This window comes from Streptosporangium sp. H16, assembly GCF_051918855.1.
Taxonomy (GTDB): domain Bacteria; phylum Actinomycetota; class Actinomycetes; order Streptosporangiales; family Streptosporangiaceae; genus Streptosporangium.
This window is the reverse complement of sequence record NZ_JBPXMD010000021.1, coordinates 14,085-33,519: the sequence shown is the minus strand read 5'-3', so window position 1 is coordinate 33,519 and position 19,435 is coordinate 14,085. Positions and strand designations below refer to the sequence as shown.

The window sequence follows — 19,435 nt, the reverse complement described above, 5'->3', positions numbered from 1 at the left end:
GCTCCTCCTTCCTGGGGACGTTCATCGGGCGTCGTTGAGGAAGATTTCGACCCGTCGGTTGGCGACGGCCGCGGCGGTCACCAGCTCCCCGGTGACCGGGTCTGTGTCGGGTGTCTTCGGTTGCCTGCTGCCGACCCCGTCGTCCGCGATCCGGGTGGGGTCGCCCCCCAGCCCGGCGATCCGGTTCGCGACCGCCTGGGCACGCTCCCGGCTGAGGCTCAACCGGTAGTCCTCGGTTCCCCAGCTCGCGGTGTGGCCGACGACCGAGACCGTGTGGTGGGGTGCCCGCAGCCACTCGACCACCGGTTCGAGCGCGGCGTCGGCGTCCGGGGAGAGCCGCGCGGAGCCCGGCTCGAACATGGCGTCGCCGATCACCGGGTGTTCCGGGTTGGTGATGGCGGCCGGTACCAGCTCGGGAAACGGCGCGTCGGACGGCGGATCCGACGGCCTCCCGCTACCGGCCACCCCCAGCTCCTTCTCGCAGGTGACGGCCCCGGCCTTGAAGCAGATCGCCGTCCAGAGCGATTCCACCCAGTCCTGGTACGGCTTGGGCAGCGGCGGGTCGTCCGGGTGCGAGTCGCCCAGCCCGTAGAAGGTGACCTCCGCCCCGGTCAGGGAGGGGAGGTGCCCCCCGGCGGCGAGCTGGGTCACGATCTCGTCGACGCTGGTGCTCCGCGCGATGAGCTGCCGCAGGTCCAGCGGGGCGGTGTTGTTCAGGCCGTTGGAGATGACCGCGACCGTGGCCGGCCGGGGCCGGTTGGCGATGTGGTCGCCGACCCGCTGGAGGGCGGCGAGCAGGTTGGTGTCAGGCGTCTTGGCGCGCATCGTGCTGGTCCGGTTGACCACGCATTCGGCGAGCATGCGGGCCAGTCGCACCCGGCGGCTCTCATCGTCCGAGACCGGGTGCGCGGTATAGCCCTCGAACTTCCAGAAGTCGCTCGACGCCGTGCCCTGGACGGCGCCGGCGGCGAACACGTCGGAACGGCGGGCTCCCTCGTAGATCTTCGTGAGAAGCGGTGATGGGAACGTTCCATTGACCGCGTCCGCGGTGACGTCGTAGACGATGTCGAAGAGTCGCTCCTTGCCGGTCGGGGCGGTCTTGATGGACCCGCAGTCCGGCGATTTGGCGCAGGACGTGAGTCCCGCGGCCACGATCAGTGCGAGCACGACCAGACCGATCAGGATGGGATGGCCCAGAGTGGTCCTGTGCTTTCTGTCACTGTTCTGGGATTTCGTGGTGCTCATTACGTCTTTCCGATCATCGAGGGGCCTTACGGTGGTAAGGGCATGCGTGATCGGCACCCATGTCCGCGCCCCAATGGTGAGCCCCGTAATGGTTCCGGAATGCGCTTTTGCCCGATGTAGGAATATAGCAGGCATATTTAATTTTATATTTTTTTATTATCCTTCGGGGCGCGTTGTGACTGGTGGAGCGAATTTCGGTCCCTTTGGGATCATTCGCCATCCTGCCGCTGCGGCGAAGAATGTAGTCCGAAATATCAAATATGTAATGACCGGTTTTATTTCCTCTGCCCCGTACGGCCTTGTACTGACTTGTACGGACGTGGGGTTCATGTCTTTTCTCGCGCGCCACATCAGGTTTGGCTGTCTCCATGAACCGGACCGCGATGGAAGGCAGGCCTTTGTCGAGGGTTCTGCTCTCCGGCCTGCACAGTGATGCGAACCCGTCACCCGGGCTCGGCACGGCCCGGTCACTCCGGCTGGAATGGCCGGATCTGCGCATCGAGGGCGTGGACTACTCTCCCGACTGCACCGGCCTCAGTGACCCTGTCTTCGCCGCGGTGCACGTGCTGCCCCGCTGGGCCGGCACCGACCCGGGCTCGGCCGTACGCGCTCTCGTCGGGCTGCTCGGCGGCGCCCGGTCGTGTTTCCTGTCCGGGCTCGACCTGGAGGCGCAGCTTCTGGCGGAGCGAGGGGGTCGCCATCCGGCCCTGCTGGTGCCGCCCGCGCGGGCCTTTCCCACGGTGCGCAAGCCGGGCAGCGGAGCGGCGGCGCTGCTTGGACTGCGGCTACCGGCGTACGAACTGGCCCCCGGAGTGGCGGAGGCCGCGGCATTCGCGACCCGCCACGGCTGGCCGGTCTGGGTGAAGGGCCCGCATCACGAGGCCCATCCGGTCGGAGATCTCCCCGCCCTGCGGGAGGCGTTCCGCGCGGTCCGCCGCACCTGGCACCAGCGGGAGGTCCTGGTCCAGGAGCACGTCGCCGGGACCGAGGAGTCCTATGCCTTCGCGGCGGTCGCCGGGCGTCTGGTCGGGGCGTGTCACATGGCGAAGACCCTCACCACCTCCGAGGGCAAGACCTGGGCCGGCCGGGTCGTGCCGGTCTCGGGAAAGGACCTCGACGCGCTCGGGCGGCTGACCGCTGCGACCGGCTGGACCGGCGGGGGCGAGGTGGAGATCGTCAGGGACCGGGCGGGGGAACGCCACCTCCTGGAGGTCAACCCTCGGTTCCCCGCGTGGATCTATGGGGCCGCGCTGCTCGGCGTCAACCTGCCCGCTTTGCTCCTCGCGGCCGCCGTGGGTCGTCGGGCCACCGAGCCGTCCATGGCCGGCGGACGATTCGTACGGATCGTCACTGAGATTCCCGCTGGACCCGTGCCGGCCGGTGACTCTCACGACGTCGATGACCTCCGCTGCTCCGGAGGGAAACGCCCGCCGGTCGTGCGCGGGCCGGGAGCGAAAGGACACCCGTCCGGCATGCCGCTGCTGTCCGGACTGCTCGCGGCCGGTCACTCTCCGGGGCCGGATCGGCCGCCGGTGGAACCCGAACTCCAGCGCTCGCTGGACGCGGTGTTCCGCCGCGGCATCGGGACGCCGGTGCGGCTGCTCCTGCCGGATGTCCTGGAGTCACGCCTGGCGGCCTTGGCGGATGTCGCCGCGCGGGTGAGGGCGGACGTGGGAGTGCCGCTGGACATCGCCTACTCGGTCAAGACCAATCCGGCCCCGCGCCTGCTCGGAGCCGTGCGAGAGGCCGGGCTCATGGTCGAGGCGATCTCGCAGCGAGAGGTGCGGCGCTGCCTGCGCCTCGGTTTTGACCCGTCCCGGATCGTGCTGACCGGGCCGGGCAAGTGGTGGCCGTGGACCCGGACGGCCCGCTGCCGGGTCGGCGCGGTCCTGTGCGACTCGATCCCCGACCTGGAGCGGGCGCTCTCCCTGATCCGGGCGGGCGTGGTCGGCACCGACCTCCTCGGAGTGCGGATCGCGCCGGTGTGCCATTCCTCCAGGTTCGGTGTGCGGCTCGATGACGGGAAGACTTTCGGGGAACTGCTCGGCCTCGTCGCGGACGGTGGCTGGAACGGGCCGTGGGGCGTTCACTTCCACCTGGCGGCCAGTCAGGTCGGTGGCCCGGCCTGGCTCCGTGAGGTCGCCACCGTCCTGCACCTGGCGGCCAGGCTGGGTGCCGGCGCCGGGGTCGGGATCCATACGGCCGACCTGGGGGGTGGCTGGCCGGCCGGAGCGCTGCCCGACGGTCGTCTGGAGGGCTTCGTGGGTGCCGCCTCCGACCTGGCCGCGCGAATCCTGCCGGGTCTGGAGCGGATCCTCATCGAACCGGGAAAGTCGATCGCGGAGCCGTCCATGGCACTGTTCGCCACGGTCCTCGGCCTGCGGCGGCAGGAGGGCCGGGCGGCCGTGCTGGACGCCTCGGTGGCCGAGCTCCCCGACTCCGGGCACGTACGTCCTGTGCTGTGGCGGCCCGCCGGCCGGCGGCACTGGTCACGTCTGGGGCCGGGACCGGACACGCTGCTCGGAAGGCTGTGCATGGAGAACGACACGATCGCCGGGGACGTGGCGCTGCCCGCGTCGCTGGCCGCCGGTGACACGGTGGCATTCCTGGACGTGGGGGCGTACGACGCCAGCATGAGCTACCGGTTCGGCCAGTGATGCCCGGTTCGGGCCGGGCGCCGGGTCCGGTGTGGACGGCGGGCCCGGAGCGGGCGGGGGCTCGCGCGCTGGCTGTCGGAAGCGCGGGATGGGACAATCCGCCGGGTGAACCGCATGTCATGCCCGCGCGGCCGGTGTCCGGGCGCGTGCGAGCCGCCGGTGGGGAGGACGGGATGGCCGATGCCGTGGACGGCGGGCTCGCCGAGGGGCTGGGGCCCGAGGCGGCGGCCGCCCTCGCCCGGTGGGCCGGGCAGCGGGACCTCGCGTACACGCTTGACCGCTGGTTCGTCAACGGCGCGACCTCGGCCGTGGTGGCGCTCGTCAACGAGAGCGACACGCTGCGGCGGCGATCTCGCAAGCTCGTCCTCAAGTTCGACGTGCCAGACCACGCTGGGTCCAGCGAGTACCGCAGGCAGCGGCGCGCGGTCCTGGACGCGCCGGAGTTCGCCCGCCGCCACCTCGCCGAGCTGATCCATGACCCTGTCGCCGTCGGCGAGGGCGGATGGATCGTCTTCCAGAGGATCGCGGGCCGCAGCGTCGAGAAGTTCCATGTCATGAGCTCTCTGGTGCGGGGCGTGATCGGGGCCGCCCCGGCGGGCGGCCCGGCGGTGGCGTGCGACGCGGAGGCGCTGGCCGGGGCGTGCGGCCGGATCTTCAACGCGATCCTCTCCGACTGGACGATCGCGCCCTACCGCGTGGAGCTCCCGGTGCCCGAGTTCCTGGAGCTGCACCTGCACGGCAGGACCGGGCCCGGCAGGCCACTGCGTTCGACGCTGCTGGAGCCGCTGGCCGGTCTGGAGGCCGCGGGCCCGGTCGCGGAGCTGCTCGATTCCGGGCTCACCGTGCCCGCCCTGCTGGGTAGGTGCCATGCCGACCTGACCGTCGAGAACCTGCTGGTCAGGGTCAGACCGGAACTGGAGCCGACCGACTTCCGCCTGATCGATCTGGCCAAATACCAGGCCGAGGGGCCGCTGGCGCGCGATCCGATCCTGTTCCTGCTGCATCTGGCGGTGCGTTTCGGCGGCGAGGGCATCTGGGCGGGCGGCGCGCTCGTGGAAGCCGTGTCCGACCCCGCGACCCCGCGCAGCGCGCTGCTACCCCGCTGGTACCACCAGATCCTGACGCGGGTGCACGATGGTGTGGACCGGTGGATCGAGGAGAGCGGATTCGACGGCGACTGGCGGGCGCAGGCGCACCTGTCCACACTGGCGGTGGCCGTACGGTTGCTGGGGCGCCGGTCGACCACGGCCGCGCACCGGCCCTGGCTGGCCCGGCTGGCGGTCCGGTCGGCCGCCACGTACCTGGAGAGTCGGTCGCCGGGCTCCGGGACCCCGGCCGGCGGGCCGGTGGAACCGTTGGTCGTGCCGCGCCAGCTACCGGCCGGCACCCGTCTGTTCATCGGCAGGGGCCGCAGCCTGGCGGAGCTCGACGAGCTTGTGGCCGGCCCGCCCCCCGCCCTCGTCGTGGTGCACGGCACCGCCGGAGTCGGCAAGACCACCCTCGCGCTGCACTGGGCCAATGCCGCCGCCGGGCGGTTCCCCGACGGCCAGCTCCACGCCGACCTCCGGGGGTTCGACGCCTCCGCGCCCAGGGGACCAGAAGACGTGCTGCACGGATTCCTCCGGGCGCTGGACGTGGCCGAACCCGACGTGCCCGGGGGCCTCGACGCGAAGGCCGCTCTCTACCGCAGCCTGCTGGCCCGGCGGCGGATGCTTGTCCTCCTGGACAACGCGCGCGACGGAGAGCAGGTCCGCCCGCTTCTCCCCGGCGGGTCCTCCGCCTGCGCCGTCGTCATCACCAGCAGGGACCGGCTCGACACGCTGGTGGCCAGGGAGGGCGGCCTCAGGGTGGCACTCGATCGGCTGGAACGGTCCGAGGCCGTCGAGCTGGTCCGAGCCCGGTTCGGCACCGGTGCGGATCCCGGCGCCGCCGCCGAACTGGCCGAGCTGTGCGCGCGCCTGCCACTGGCGCTGACCATCGCGACGGCCGGCGCCACCGCCTCCTCGTCCGTGGAACGGCTGGCCGGAGAACTGCGCGACGAACGCACCCGGCTCCTCATGCTGGCGCGCGGTCCTGACCTGGACCTGCGCTCGGTGTTCTCCTGGTCCTACCACCGGCTGCCGCCGGAGGCGGCCCTGCTCTACCGGTTGCTCGGAGTACACCCGGGCCGGAGCGTGACCGTTCCCGTCGCCGCGGCCCTGTGCGGCGTCGACCTCGTCACCGCGCGCAGGGGGATCGAGACGCTGGTGCGGGTGAACCTGCTGGAGGAGGCGACTCCCGGCCGGTACGTCCTGCACGACCTCCTCTACGCGTACGCGGTGGGGCTGGCGGACGCGCTCGTCGGGGCGGCCGAGCGCGTGGCGGTCCTGAGGCGGCTCTACGACTACTACCTCGGGATGGCCGACCGCGCCGACCGCGTTCTCACCCCGCACCGGTACCGGGTACCGCTCGACATCGACATCGAGTGGGCGCGCGGGGGCCCGGCCGTCGCGACCTACGCCGCCGCGCTGGGCTGGTTCGACGAGGAGTGCCAGAACCTGGAGGCGCTCTGCCGCTCCAGTGTTCCCGGCACGGACCGCGAATGCTGGCAGCTCGCCTACACGCTGCGCGGATACTTCTTCCTGACGAAGCGGTGCGAGATGTGGATACGCACCCACCGGTCGGCCCTGGCGGCGACCCGGCGGATACCCGACCGGCACGCGGAGGCGCTCACCCTGAACAACCTGGGCCTCGGCCTGCTCGAAAACGGCGAGGAGGAGGACGCCGAGGAGCACTACCGGCTCGCGTTGCTCGGCTTCAGGGAGAGCGGCGACCGTCACGGCGAGAGCACCGCGCTCGCCAACCTCTCCTGGATCGCGCACTACCGGGGCCGGCACGGGGAGGCGCTGCGGCAGGGCCAGGCCGCCCTGGACTTCTACCGGCTGGCCGGCTCCTCGCGGAACGCGGCCATCACGATGCGCGGGATGGCCCTGTTCGAATGCGCCCTCGGCCGCCACCGCGACGCCGTACGGCATCTGCGAGAGGCGCTGGAGGTGTTCGCCGAACTCGACCTGGGACTGGACGAGACCATGGCATGGAACGCGCTGGGCGAGGTCCTGGCCGCGCTGGACGAGTCGCGTGACGCCGTGGCCGCACACCAGCGCGCACTGGCGGCCGCCCGCTCCTGCGGCAGCCGGCACGAGGAGGCGCGGGCGCACCACCGGCTGGGCCGGCTCGCACTCGACGCCGGCGATCCCGGCGGGGCACGCGACCACTGGGCCCGGGCCCAGGCACTTGCACAGCAGCCCGGCCTGTCGGCCGGCACGGCCGATCAAACGGCGTCCATCACGGGGACGCCCTATCGCAGAAGGCGGTCAGATGGCGGGAACGCACCACCTGCGACGGCCTGACGGATCGCTCTTCGATGTTTTCGTCAGCGTCGCCGGCCCTGACAAGCCACGGGTGCGGCAGATGATCCCAGCCCTCAAACGGGCGGGCCTGAAGGTCTTCCTGGACGAGAGCGACATCCGCCCGTTCGAGAGCATCACCGAGAGGATCAGGCAGGCACTCGCGGGGTCAAAGGCCCTGCTCGTGTGCTATTCGCGGGACTACCCGACCCGTTCGGCCTGCCAGTGGGAACTCACAGCCGCGTTTCTCGCGGCGTCCCATTCCGGCAGCCCCGCCGACCGAATCATGGTGATCAACCCGGAGACCGGCGAGGACCACATCGCCCCGGGGGAGCTGGCCGACGCCTGCTTCGCGCGATGGCCGGATTCGGCGGGCGAGCGGAAGAAGCTGGCCGCCGCCATCCGGCAACGGGTGGACCTGCTGTCGGGCGGCCTGGGTGCCCTTGCCGACCGGCCCCCTCCGGCCCAGTGGCCCGACGGGATGCGCGGACATCCGGGGTTCGTCGGCCGCTACCGGGATCTGTGGCTTCTGCACACGCGGTTGCGCGCCGACGACCACGCGCTGACCGCTGCCACCCGCTCCGGCGGCGTGGCCGTGCTGGCCGGGATGGCGGGCATGGGGAAGACCACCCTCGCCGCCGAGTACGCCGCCCAGTTCGGGGCCTTCTACCCGGGCGGAATCTACTGGACGGACGCCTCCGGTGGCGGTTCTCCCCACCCGGAGAACGTCGCCTCCTGGTACGAGAGCCAGCTGAGGGACCTGGTCGGCCGCACTGTGCCCCGCTCGCGTCTCCTCCCGCTGGCGGGCGAATATCTGCGGGCACGCCCCGGCCTGAGCCTCTGGATCGTCGACGAGATCCCCACCGGGCTGCCGGCGGACGCCGTCCGCCGGCTGGTGATCCCCTCGCCCTCGGTACGCACCGTACTGATCACCCGTGACACCGCCCACAGCGAGGTCGCCGGTCTGGTACCGCTGGGCGCGATGGACCGTGCCGACGCGATGAACCTGTTCTCCCTGGAGCGTGACCTTTCCCTGGAGCGCGACACGGTGTCGGCGGGAGAGAAGGAGGCCGCCGGCCGGGTGATCGACCTGCTCGGCGGCCACCCGTACGCGATCCGGATGGCGGGCCGGTCGTTGCGCGACCGCGAGGGCCTCGTGTCGGCCGCCGACCTGGTGAGCCGCCTGCGGACGGGGCCACCCGGATCCACCGGGGTGGGGGTGGTGCTGGACGACACACTCGATCGCCTGGACATCCCGGCTCGCCACGTGCTCGATCTCATCACCGTGCTCGGCCCCGCGCCGGTGCCCGCCGAGCTGGTCGCGGCCGTCCTCGGCGCCGCCGCGGGCACCTCGCCCGCCGACGCGGCCGAGCGGGCCGGGAGCGCGCTCGGCACGCTGCGGCGTTTCCTGCTCGCGACCCGGACGGGCAGCCTGTGGAGCGTGCACCCGCTGGTGTTGGACGCCACCCGCCGACGTGCCACGGGTGATGGCCGGGCACTCGCCTTCGAGGCCGCCAGGCAGATCCCGGTACTGACCGCGACCGCCGATGCCCGGGGCCAAGCCCATCTGATGAGCCACGCCCTTGCGCTCGCCGACCGCCGGGATCTGCCCGACGGCCTGGGGATGCCGCTGCTGCGCGCGCTCGCGGCCTTCCGCCTCGACCTGGGCCAAGCCGCCGCCGCCGCGGGATTTCTCGCGCGGATCGCCACAGCCGGCGCGATGACGACGGACGACCTCCTCATGAGCGCCGGAGCCAGGAACGACTCGGGCGATCACTCAGGCGCCCTCGGCGACGCGCTCCAGGCCCTCGACCGGGTGCGCGAGCTGCCCGGCGGGTCCGTGGACCGGCTGCGCGCCCATCGCCTGGCCGCGCAGGCGCTGGACGGGCTGGGCGGCTACGGTGACGCGGATGAGCACTGGCGGGCCGTTGAAGCCGATTCCGGCCTTGCCGGTGTGTCCACGCCGGAGGCGGTGGCCGCGCGAGTCGCCCGGGTACGGAGCCTGCGGTTGCGCGGCCGGTTGCGGGACGCGCTCACCCTGGCCCGGGAGATCGTCCCCGCCCGTTCCACAGCGCGGATGACGGATACCCTCCTGGAAGCCACCCTCGAATTGGCCCGGCTGCAGCAGATGACCGGTGCGGAGGGCGAAGCCCGGAGCACGGCGGAGCGGGTCGTGGACGCCTACCGCGAACGCGGCCTGACCGAGCACGTCACGGCACTGGCCGCCCAGGAGGTGCTCGCCTATGCCACCGTCTCGCTCCAGCTGTGGGAACTGCGGCCGAACACCAAGGGCTGGGCCGAGGCGGAGCGGCGGCTGGCTGAGTTGCACACCCGGCACGCGGCGTCGCTGGGCCCGTACAACACGCTGACCCTCACCCTCGCGGTCCAGCGCGGGCTCACCCTCGTCCGCCTCGGCCGTTCCCGGGCCGCCCGCGACTTCCTCACCCCGATCGAGGCCGACTGCCGCGCCGGTTTGGGGCCGGAACACCCGGTGACGGCGCGGGCCGGTTACGCGCTCGGGATGGCGCACTTCCAGCTGTCGGAGCTCGACCGCGCCGCGATGCTCCTGGAAAGCGCGTTCGAGCGGCAGCTCCCGCTGCTGGGGCCGGTGCATCCCGAGACGCTCCAGTCGAAGCTGGACCACGCCGCCGTTCTGCTGGTGTCCGGGCAGCATGCGCGCGCCACCCAGATGATCCGCGAGGTTCGCCGGGACCTGCCCAGGGAGGTCGGCCGGAACAACGACCTGTACGGCAGGGCCGTGATAGCCGAGGGCGTGTTGCGCCTGCCCGCCTGGATGATCCGAGGAGGTCTGCGCGCCGCCCGCTGGTTCGACCGGAAAGGCGGCGACGGGGAGGAGCCCGGCTAGGGGAGGGCCTGGCCTGGGCGCAGCGCGACAAGCGCCGATCCGTGTGCGCCGACGAACCAGTCAGGCCCGGGTAGGAAGGCCATGCCCGCCAGGTCGCAGTTGAGCCTCGCGGTGACCGCGGGTGACCTGTCAGGACGTACGAAGACCACCGTTCCGGACGAGAACGCGCAGGCCACGGTTCCCGCTGTGCTCGCTGTGCCCGCCGCGCTCTCCGCGACCACCAGATGGCTGACCCGCCCCCCGGGGCCCGGCACCTCCCGGACGGGGCGGGGGCCGTGGGGGCCGAGTACGTCCCAGAACCGGATCGGCCCGGCCGCCCCGACGGTGACCAGGACGGGTCGCCCCGCCGCGGACACCCAGGCCGTCCTGACGCCCGGCACGTTCAGCGGCAGGGCCGTCACCCGTTCGGGACCGTCCGCTCCGTCCAGGTCCCAGACCACGACACGGCCGAGATCACCGACGGCGGAGAGCAGCCGGCGGCCCATCGTGACCGGTGCGACCGCCACCTCCTCCACCCGCTCTACCTGCTCGCCGTCCTCGGCGTGGTCGAGGACGCGGTGGTCGATCTCGCCGGTGGGCCCCACCGACACGAGATGGACCACGTCATCGGTGCCCGCCACGACGCTCACCCCGCCGTCGGGGGCGGGCAGCCGGCTCAGGCAGGTCACGGGCACGTCCGGAAGAGCGAACAGTTCCTCGCCCCGGGCGTCCCAGATCCGCAGGAACTCCGGCCCCGCCGCGCACACCAGCCGCAGCGCCGGTGTCGCGACGACGGCCAGGTGCTCGACGAGGTTCTCGTCGGTGGGCCAGGTGCGCGGGGTGCCGACATGTCCGGCGGCCCCCAGCGACCAGAGCGTGAGACGTTCGTCGCCCGCCGCGCATACCAGCGCGGAGCCGTGGCCTGTCGCGGCGGCGGCTATCTGTTCGACGGGTTCACCGTGCGCGAGGACGATCGGGTGGGCAGTGGACGCGGCCCGGTCGGCGTGCCACACCCAGGCCTCGTCGTGACCATCGGCCGACGCCACCACCAGCCCGCGCCCGTCGTCCACCCCGGCACAGACGACGTCGCGGACGGCGGGGGCGTCCGCCCCGTCCTCCGCTCCTCCCGCGACGTCCACCTGCCAGAACTTGGTCAGCCCGCTCAGACCGCGGGTGGCCAGCAGCGGGCCGTCCTCGCCGGTCCCCAGCCCGAGCAACTGCGCGACCTGTTCGCCGGACTGCAGCCTGGTCACCAGACGGCTCTCCACGGCGCCGCCGACGGTGAACACCTGAACCGTGCCGGACCAGCCCACGCCCGCGATCAGCGTCCCGGCCTCGTCGAGGAAGACCAGTTTCTTGATCGGGCCGCCCAGGTCTATCGTGGCGATCTCCCGTGGCGGGTGGCCCGGTCGCAGCGACCTGATCGTGATGGTTCCATAACTCGCCGCCGTGGCCACCAGGGCGCCGTCGCCCGAACCCGTCAGCGCCATCGCGGACACCTGCCCGGCCGCTCCCAGGCGCAGGCCCTCATCGATCAGGGAGCCGGTCGCGCCGATCCAGAACACCCGCCTGCCATCGTCGACGTCCGCGACGACGCACGCGCTCTCCGCGGTGCCCGCGCTCCTGAGGCCGCGCAGTTCGCCCCCCACGTGCTCGGTGTGAACCTCGGGCAGGGCGTTGGACCGGAACCGCCACAGCCGGACGACACCCGTCCGCGTTCCGGTCAGCACGGCACCCGTCGCGGCCGTGGCCGCCAGCGGTGCCACGAAGTCCACCCCCGCGCCGGGCGTCTCCAGGGGAGCGGCCGTCTCGTTCAGCGGCCGGACGCTCAGGCCGGGGTCCGCGTCCCGGATGAGGCACATCAGCTTCAGCCCGCGCGGCCCGCCGATCACCAGCAGCCGGTTCGGCGGATGCGCAGGTCGCACCGAGCCGGTGGGGTGGGTGGAGGCCCCCTGCCCGGCCGCCGTCCAGATGGTGATGGTGCCGTCGGAGGCGGCCACCGCGATCCGCACGTCCCGCGACGGCTCGGTCCACGCCGTGACCGCGTCCGGCGGCTCCGTCCCCGGGGGGCGGATCGTGAACGTCGGCCCGAGCGGCGCCTGGGTCGCGGCGTCCACGAGCAGGCCGCGGCCGTCGGGCCGGACGAGCAGCGCGGCGGGGGCGTCGTGCGGGCCGTCGACGGGAAGGACCCACCAGGACAGGTCGGCACCGCCAAGGGGGATCGCGCTCGGCGGGCCGCCCGCACGCCACGGGGTGATCCAGGGCAGGGGCGGCTCCGCCGCGGCCAGGGCGTGCGCGACGGTGACGGCGCCGAGCAGGCCGGCGTGGAACTGCAGCGCCGCGACGCGTTCCGGGAACGTTCCGTCCTGTGCGTACGCCGCGCGGCGGTAGACCCGTACCACCTGGCGGGCCTGAGGGTCCGCGAGCCCGGTCAGCGGCGCCACGGCGCTGTCCGGGTCGGCCGCGGCCAGGCACCTGGGCTCCTCGGTGATCAGCGATTCGATCTGCCCGGCGTTGCGCGCGTGGGTCAGCAGGTTGGCGCGTGCGTAGTCGCGGGCCCGGTGCCACTGCCGTACGCCGTCTACGACCGGCACCCTGTCCAGCAGCGTCTCGAAGAAGATCCGGTCACGTCGTTCGCGCCATCTGCCGGTGAAGTACCTGACGAACGACTCGTGCCGCATCGAATACGCCGGGGCGGCACCGCCGGTCTGATCGAGGAAGAACCCGAGGATCCGCAGCGCCTGTTCGAGATCGCGTTCGGTCACCTCGCGCGGTTTCTGGAAGGCACTCGCCACCGCCAGCCAGAGGTCGTCCGGCAGGCCGCCCCGCTCGGCCATGGCGATCGGCTCCAGGAGCTCCTTGATCCACGGGTCCGATCCGCGCAGGCGGCGCTCGACGTCGTGCTCCAGCCAGTCCTCCAGGCGGTCCGGCCAGTGCAGCGAAGCGCTCCAGCCGCGGACCATGACCTGGATCGGCGGCATCGCCAGCAGTTCCTCGGCGATGAACTGCGCGATCAGGAAGTTTCCCCGGGCCTTGCGGGTCGATTCGCGGCCGACGACGTCCAGTAGTTCCTCGTCGTCCCAGCCCCCACCCCGGCCGTAGCCGTTCGGCCGGGGGTCGGCGCGCAGGAGGCGGGCGATGTAGCGGGCCACGTCGGTGGCGGTCAGATATTTCTCCGTGTCGTCGAGGTCGACGACGTGCGGCCACAGTCTCCGCAGCGGCGGGGGGACGGCCATCAGCGGGTCGTCGGTACGTTGCGGCTCCCGCCGGACCCCGATGACCAGCCGGACCCGCTGCGCCAGATTGCTCAGCAGTCCCATCAGCTCGAAACGACCGGACGGCGGATCGTCGGGGCCGGTCGGAGCCGTCTTGGCCTCGTCGATCGCGTCGATGACGACCGTGTACCGGCGGGGCTGCTGTTGTTCCAGCCAGTACATCAGCGTCTCCACCGCGTTGCCGGGATCCGGGCGCGGCGCGCCGAGCGCGTCGGCGAGGCCGGAGACGAGTTCCCCCACGTTCTTGCCGCTCGCGAACAGGGCGGCGTCGACACCGCAGTCCGGGACGCCGGCTCGCAGCTCGCCCGGCAGGTCGCTGGGCCGCAGGCTGCGCAGCACCACGGCGGCCAGCAGGGCGGACTTGCCGACACCCGGCATGCCGGTCACCACGCAGAGTCCCTGCTCCTTCGTCCGGGTGAACTCCGCCACCTTGGACATCGCGCGGTCGCGGCCGGTGAAGTACCACTCGGTGGTGCTGGTGCTGGACCCGCGCACGGCGGGCCACCAGTGCTCCTTGAGCGCGGGCGGTGAGAGCGGTCTCCGCGCCGTTGACGGCTCGCCGTGCCTGTACCGCAACGCCGCGAGCAGATCGTCCGCTCCTCGTGAAAAGGGCCTCGAAACCAGATAGTGCGTGTTCACCCTCGGCAGGAGAAAACCGGGGATCTCCTCGACCTTCCCGCCCGGGAGCACCACGGGGAGGATCCGGCGCACCCAGGCGTCGTCGTCGGTCAGCCTGTCCTTGAGCAGCCCGATCTCGTACCTGACCCCGCGATGGTCGACGAGGGGCGGCGAAACGGGGGACGCCACCTGGTGGTACACCGGCGACGCCACGACGACGACGAAGTCGGCGAGCAAAATCTGCTCCTCGGCCCAGCTCGCCCAATTTATCCGGACGTCCGGGACGAACACGTCCGCGACCACGTCGAGGTCCCCCTGATCCGACAGGAAGTCACAGAAGTCCCTGACCAGCCGTTTGTGCCTCTCCGATTCGTGGGCGTACGACACGAAGACCCGTCGTCTCCCCGCCGGTCCGTTCTCGGCTCTCTCTCCGAGGGCTTCCGTCGGATCGGACGCTCCGCCGTGCGCGGCCGTTGGGGAGAGGGGGTTCGGTGTGGACGACACAGAGCAGGACCTCCGAAGGCAGATATAGCCTGACATCGCTCCGCACCGGGCAGGCGTTTCCACCGCCGGCGCTCGCGTGGTCATCCGGGGCCGACGGCCTGCTGCGCGGGCGGACCGGGCGAGGCGCGACGGGTGATGGCACCGTCGTCTGGGCGCGGAAGTCACCGGCTCCTACAGTTGAGGGAGATGTCAGCGAGTGCGAAACCACCAGGGGGATCGCCGCCATGGATGACGGTGGTAAGCCGGCCGCACGGAGCGTGCGGCAGCGCGTCGTGATTCTCGCGAGCGGTCCCGTGCTGGGCGCCGTCGCCGGCGTGCTGACGAATCTGATCACCACCGCGTGGAACTGGTGGCTGTTCTCCGGTCTCGTCGTGGTCGTCGGCATGGCCACGGTGATCGTGGTGCTGACCGAGGACCAGTTTCGGGCGAACCGTCCTGTGCCCCCGGAACCGGCGAGGCGAGCGCCCCTGTCGGGGCTGCCAAGGAACCCGACGAACTTCGTGGGCCGTACGCGGGAGGTCGCCGAGCTCGAACGCCTGCTCGCCGGGCGGCGTTCCGGATCCGGAACGGTCTGCGCGGTCACCGGGATGGGCGGAGTGGGCAAGACCACTCTGGTGCTTCAGGTGGTCCACCGTCTCAAAACCGCCTATCCGGACGGGGTTCTCTTCATCGACATGCACGGTCAGGCCGGTTCGCGTGCCGTTTCGGCCGGCGAGGTGCTGGGCCGGTTCCTGGGGCGACTCGGCGTGCCGGGGGAGTTCGTACCCGCGCACGTCGAGGAGCGTGCCGCGATGTTCGGCGACCGTGTCGCGGGCAAGAGGATGCTCATCGTCCTGGACAACGTCCGCGACGCCCAGCACGTGGCCCCCATCCTGTCGTCGCCTGGTGGTTGCGACATCATTGTCAGCAGCAGGAACACGCTCAACGCGCTGGAGTGCGAATGGCGGCTCGAACTCGCGCCGCTTCCGGTCGACGAGGCGAAGGAACTCCTGCGGCTCTCGGGGGCCGTCGCGACCGCGACCCCGGACACCGCGACCGACGCGCTCATGGAACGGATCGTCGAACGATGCGGACGGCTTCCCCTGATGATCTGCATCGCCTCGGCGCGGTTACGGTCCGGCTCGGTCACCGGCCTGGACGATCTCGATGACCGTCTCGCCGACGAACGGCAGCGCCTGGAGGAGATCGACGACGGCGAGCGCGACGCGGCCGCCGTGTTCCGTGTCTCGTTCAAAGCGCTCTCGCCCGGCCTCCAGCGGGCGTTCACGGCCCTGGCACTGCACACCGGCAACGAATTCGGGGTCGGTGCGGCGATGGCGTTGCTCGGCGAAAGCCCGCAGGGAACCGAGAGGTCGCTGGGGCGCCTGGTCGACGCCAATCTTCTCGTTCGCCACGCACCCGGCCGCCACCGCTTCCACGACCTGGTCCGGACGTTCGCCGAACAGGTGGCGACGACCGAACTCGACGCAGGTGAGCGCGAGAGCGCACTTCTCCGCGTGATCGACTACTACCTGCACGCCGTCGACCGCGCGGATCGGGTGATCACGCCGGAACGGTACCGGGAACCGCTTCCCTCACCCGAACCCGCCGGTCTACCGGACCTCTCAGGTTACGAAGCGGCGCTCGGCTGGATGGTCGCCGAGCAGCGGAACGCGGTTGCCGCCTGCCAGGCGGCCGGGCGGCACGGATTCGACGATCGGTGCTGGCAACTCGCCTACGGCCTGCGGGGCTTCTTTTTCATCACCAAGCCGGTGGACGACTGGATCGAGACGCACACGTGGGCTCTGGCCGCCGCCCGCCGCGCGGGCGCCCGGCAGGCCGAGGCGAGGACTCTCAACGATCTCGGCCTCGCGGTCATGCACACCGGGGACCTGGACACCGCGGCGGGGCACTACCACCGGGCGATGACCCTCTTCGAGGAACTGGGCGACGCGTACGGAGCGAGCACGGCACTGGCGCATCACGCCTGGATCCACCACTACCGGGGAGATCACGAGGAGGCTCTCCGGGAGAGTTTCCAGGCGTTCGATTTCGTCGGCGCCCACGGTAGCCGACGCAGAAGAGCCATCATGCTTCGCGACATCGCTTTCATCGAGACGAAGCTCGGCAGGTATCACGCGGCCGTCGGCCGCCTTCCGGAGGCATTGCAGATCTTCGAGGACCTCGGGCTGCACGTCGACGCCGCGATGACCCTCAACTGCCTCGGTGAGGCGTATCTCCCTCTCGGCCAATGGACGGCGGCGGAGAAGGCGTTCTCCGCCGCGGTCGAATCCGGCCGATCCGGGGGCAGCCTCTTCGAGGAGGCCCGCGCTCACGACCACCTCGGCAGCCTCGCCGCGCGATCCGGGGACGACGCACAGGCACGGATTCACTGGACGGTGGCTCTCGCGCACTACTCCACCGTGCATGCGAAGGGGAGAGCCCGGTTGCTGCGTACCCGGCTTGAGACTTTGGAGGATCACACTCCCTCGGTGGCATCCTGAGCGGGACACCGGACCGGCCGCGGGCGACCGCGGCGGCCCAGAGCCGGGGAATCGGGCGGGGGCCCCTGCCCCGGGAACCGCCCTTTCGCCAGGTCCGCTCCGAAGGGAACGGGTTCAGGACCACCACCACGGCGGTCCTGAACGGCCGGACACGGTGAAGAGGGCGGGCCTCTCCTCTGGGAAGAGGTCGTCCGGACGGCGGGTTAGCGGTAGTGGACGAAGACCGGGTTCGAGTAGAACCACAGGTCCTCCCAGGGGCTCTCCTTGCCGTCGGCGAGCGGCTCGGCCTCGTCGGTGCTCGTGCCGCGCACGCGGGCGTAGAAGTCGCCCTGCACGTCGCGCAGGGTGTGGCGGATGACGTACTCGCGTCCCGACCTGCGCCAGTCGCGCGGGCCGAACCGGGCCACGACCTTCGTGGTGGGGTTGGTGTCGGCGTCGAGGTTGGCGCTCGGGCCGGTGATCTGGCCGGTGATCAGGTCGACGCGCCGGACCTCCGGGTGGTCGCCGTTGGCGTTCTTGCCCTCCAGCGGCCGGAACCTGATCTCGATGTCGACGTCGGTGCGGTTGCGGCGGCTCACGGTGAGGGTCTCACCCGTGGTGGCCTGGCGGCCCTGGGTGCTCGCCGTGACGTCGAGGCTGGTGATCAGGTCGCCGGTGCCGACCCAGATCCGCCCGTTGCGCAGGCCGTCCATGATGTCGGCGTAGTCCTGCCTGGCCAGCACGTGGGTCTTGCTGTACTCGCCCGGCCAGAAGTCGGCGCCGCCGCGCGTCCAGTGCACGTGGGAGTCCGAGGTCGCGGTGATCCACCAGCGACGCCCCTCGCCGAGCAGCGAGTCCCAGAGGCCGCCGACGCGAGCCGTCATCTGGTCGAAGCCGCCGTAGGTCGGGTGGTTGCCGTACCCTCCGCGCGCGCCGCCGTTGAGCGGGCCCGCCTGGTGGCCGGGAGCACCCTCGAAGCCGACGTAGATCTCCGGTGCGACGTTGTTGCCGTTGCGGAACTCCCGGGGGGTGTCCTGCCCGTAGACGCCGAGACCGGGCGCCGACCGCGAGGCGTGGTGGGCGATCACCAGCGGCTTCTGCCGCATGTCCTTCGCGGCCTTCAGGAACTCCACCATCTTGGCCTCGGTGTCGCGGCCGGGGTCGGCGGGGAACGCGTCGTGCTTGGCGAAGCGGCTCTCCAGCTCGAACAGCTGCTGTGCCTCACCGGAGTGGTGGGGGATCATCAGCGTGTGGTGGTCCAGCGCCGGGGCGTCGAACTCCATCCCCCAGAACTGGAGGACCTCGGGCACGAGCACGCGCGAGCGCAGGAGGTCGGGGTAGGCCTGCTCAAGGTTCACCTTCGAGTGCGTCGGCCCGCCGTGGTCGGTGCACATCGCCCAGCTCAGACCGAAGTACTTGGCCATGATCGCGTTGGTGACGATCGGGTACACGGCGTCGCCGCCCTTGGTGAACTTCGGCGGGTTCGTCGAGGTGTCGAAATCGCCGCTGTACTCCGAGTGCACGTGGTGGTCACCGGCGCGCCACACCCGGTCACGGGAGTTGCCGCGGTTCTCGCTCCCGCGCTCGGGGTCCGCCTCCGCCCACGCCGGGCTGCCGGTCGCCAGCGGGCTCGCGGCGACCAGCGTCGCCCCGAGGCCGGCGTACTTGACCAATCGACGCCGCGAGATCGACGAGCGCTCGGGGTCTTCGATGTTCTGGTCCTTCACAATGAAGCCTTTCGGTCATCTTCAACTTGGTCCCGACCCGCGAGTCTCGAAGGTCGCGCTGAACGCGACATGAACAGGGAACGGGACAACGAAGAACAACTGCCTCAGAAGGTTAGAAATCATCCCCGCGCGGTAACCGCCGGCCGCGTGGCACCATGACGGCCATGGACCACGCAGAGCTTCGGGCCTTCGCCGACCGCTGGATCGAGGACTGGAACGCCCACGACGTCGAGGCCGTCCTGTCGCACTTCGCCGAGGACGTGCTCTTCACCTCCCCGACCGCGGCCGCGCTGGTCCCCGGCTCCGGAGGTGTGGTCCGGGGCAAGGCCGCCTTGCGCGAGTACTGGGCCGCGGGCCTGAGGAGCGCCCCGGACCTGCGGTTCGAGATGATCGCCGCCTACGTCGGGATCAACACCCTGGTGATCAACTACCGCAACCGGACGGCGAGCGGCCGCCTGGTCAACGAGGTTCTCGTCTTCGACGGTCCCCTCGTCGTGGAGGGACACGCCACGCACCTCGACACCTGAGCGAGGCGCGGCGGCAGCGGCGCCGAACGTCCTTGAGCGAGGGCGGGCTCCGGGCGGCGGGCGGTCACCCCACCGGGTGATCCTCTCCAGGCCCTCTCCAGGCGGAGCGGGCCGCCGCCTGCCCGCGCCAAGCAGGAAAGGGGTTCTTACTTGAATCTGTAAACATTGTAAAGAGCTGCCGTGCACGAA

Annotated in this window: 8 protein-coding genes; 5 read left to right on the top strand and 3 right to left on the bottom strand. The window is 71.4% G+C overall.

Annotated features, from left to right (window positions below):
- Positions 1 to 21: 21 nt before the first annotated feature.
- Positions 22 to 1,245, bottom strand: coding sequence for an OmpA family protein (locus ACTOQ2_RS29665; RefSeq protein WP_440104006.1), 1,224 nt, complete (start codon positions 1,243 to 1,245; stop codon positions 22 to 24).
- A gap of 398 nt (positions 1,246 to 1,643) precedes the next feature.
- Here ACTOQ2_RS29665 and ACTOQ2_RS29660 point away from each other — a divergent pair, with 398 nt between their 5' ends.
- From ACTOQ2_RS29660 to ACTOQ2_RS29650, 3 genes are all read left to right on the top strand, one after another.
- Positions 1,644 to 3,902: a hypothetical protein gene (locus ACTOQ2_RS29660; RefSeq protein ID WP_440104004.1), complete on the top strand. Its 2,259-nt coding sequence runs from the start codon at positions 1,644 to 1,646 to the stop codon at positions 3,900 to 3,902.
- 173 nt (positions 3,903 to 4,075) lie between these two features.
- Positions 4,076 to 7,291, top strand: a complete 3,216-nt coding sequence (locus ACTOQ2_RS29655; protein WP_440104002.1) for an ATP-binding protein — start codon at positions 4,076 to 4,078, stop codon at positions 7,289 to 7,291.
- On the top strand, positions 7,260 to 10,154 hold the full coding sequence (locus ACTOQ2_RS29650) for a TIR domain-containing protein (protein ID WP_440104001.1): 2,895 nt from the start codon (positions 7,260 to 7,262) through the stop codon (positions 10,152 to 10,154). Before ACTOQ2_RS29655 ends, ACTOQ2_RS29650 begins: the two co-directional genes overlap by 32 nt.
- Here ACTOQ2_RS29650 and ACTOQ2_RS29645 read toward each other — a convergent pair.
- Positions 10,151 to 14,413 carry an nSTAND1 domain-containing NTPase gene (locus ACTOQ2_RS29645; RefSeq protein WP_440103999.1) on the bottom strand — a complete coding sequence of 1,421 codons (4,263 nt, stop codon included), beginning with the start codon at positions 14,411 to 14,413 and terminating at the stop codon, positions 10,151 to 10,153. The two genes, ACTOQ2_RS29650 and ACTOQ2_RS29645, sit on opposite strands and share 4 nt — an antisense overlap.
- A gap of 341 nt (positions 14,414 to 14,754) precedes the next feature.
- On the opposite strand from ACTOQ2_RS29645, the gene ACTOQ2_RS29640 reads away from it, so the two are divergent.
- Positions 14,755 to 17,013, top strand: a complete 2,259-nt coding sequence (locus tag ACTOQ2_RS29640) for an ATP-binding protein (RefSeq protein WP_440103997.1) — start codon at positions 14,755 to 14,757, stop codon at positions 17,011 to 17,013.
- A gap of 203 nt (positions 17,014 to 17,216) precedes the next feature.
- On the opposite strand, the gene ACTOQ2_RS29635 is transcribed toward ACTOQ2_RS29640, so the two are convergent.
- The gene (locus tag ACTOQ2_RS29635; RefSeq protein WP_440103995.1) at positions 17,217 to 18,719 is read right to left on the bottom strand and encodes a phosphoesterase; all 1,503 of its coding nucleotides are present in this window, start codon (positions 18,717 to 18,719) and stop codon (positions 17,217 to 17,219) included.
- 164 nt (positions 18,720 to 18,883) lie between these two features.
- On the opposite strand from ACTOQ2_RS29635, the gene ACTOQ2_RS29630 reads away from it, so the two are divergent.
- The gene (locus tag ACTOQ2_RS29630) at positions 18,884 to 19,246 is read left to right on the top strand and encodes a YybH family protein (protein WP_440103994.1); all 363 of its coding nucleotides are present in this window, start codon (positions 18,884 to 18,886) and stop codon (positions 19,244 to 19,246) included.
- The last annotated feature ends 189 nt before the right edge of the window (positions 19,247 to 19,435 follow it).

Excerpts from the sequence above, each read along its gene's own strand:
- ACTOQ2_RS29665 (WP_440104006.1), bottom strand. The coding sequence starts at position 1,245 with ATGAGCACCACGAAATCCCAGAACAGTGACAGAAAGCACAGGACCACT.
- ACTOQ2_RS29655 (WP_440104002.1), top strand. The coding sequence starts at position 4,076 with ATGGCCGATGCCGTGGACGGCGGGCTCGCCGAGGGGCTGGGGCCCGAG.
- ACTOQ2_RS29650 (WP_440104001.1), top strand. The coding sequence starts at position 7,260 with ATGGCGGGAACGCACCACCTGCGACGGCCTGACGGATCGCTCTTCGAT.
- ACTOQ2_RS29640 (WP_440103997.1), top strand. The coding sequence starts at position 14,755 with ATGGATGACGGTGGTAAGCCGGCCGCACGGAGCGTGCGGCAGCGCGTC.
- ACTOQ2_RS29630 (WP_440103994.1), top strand. The coding sequence starts at position 18,884 with ATGGACCACGCAGAGCTTCGGGCCTTCGCCGACCGCTGGATCGAGGAC.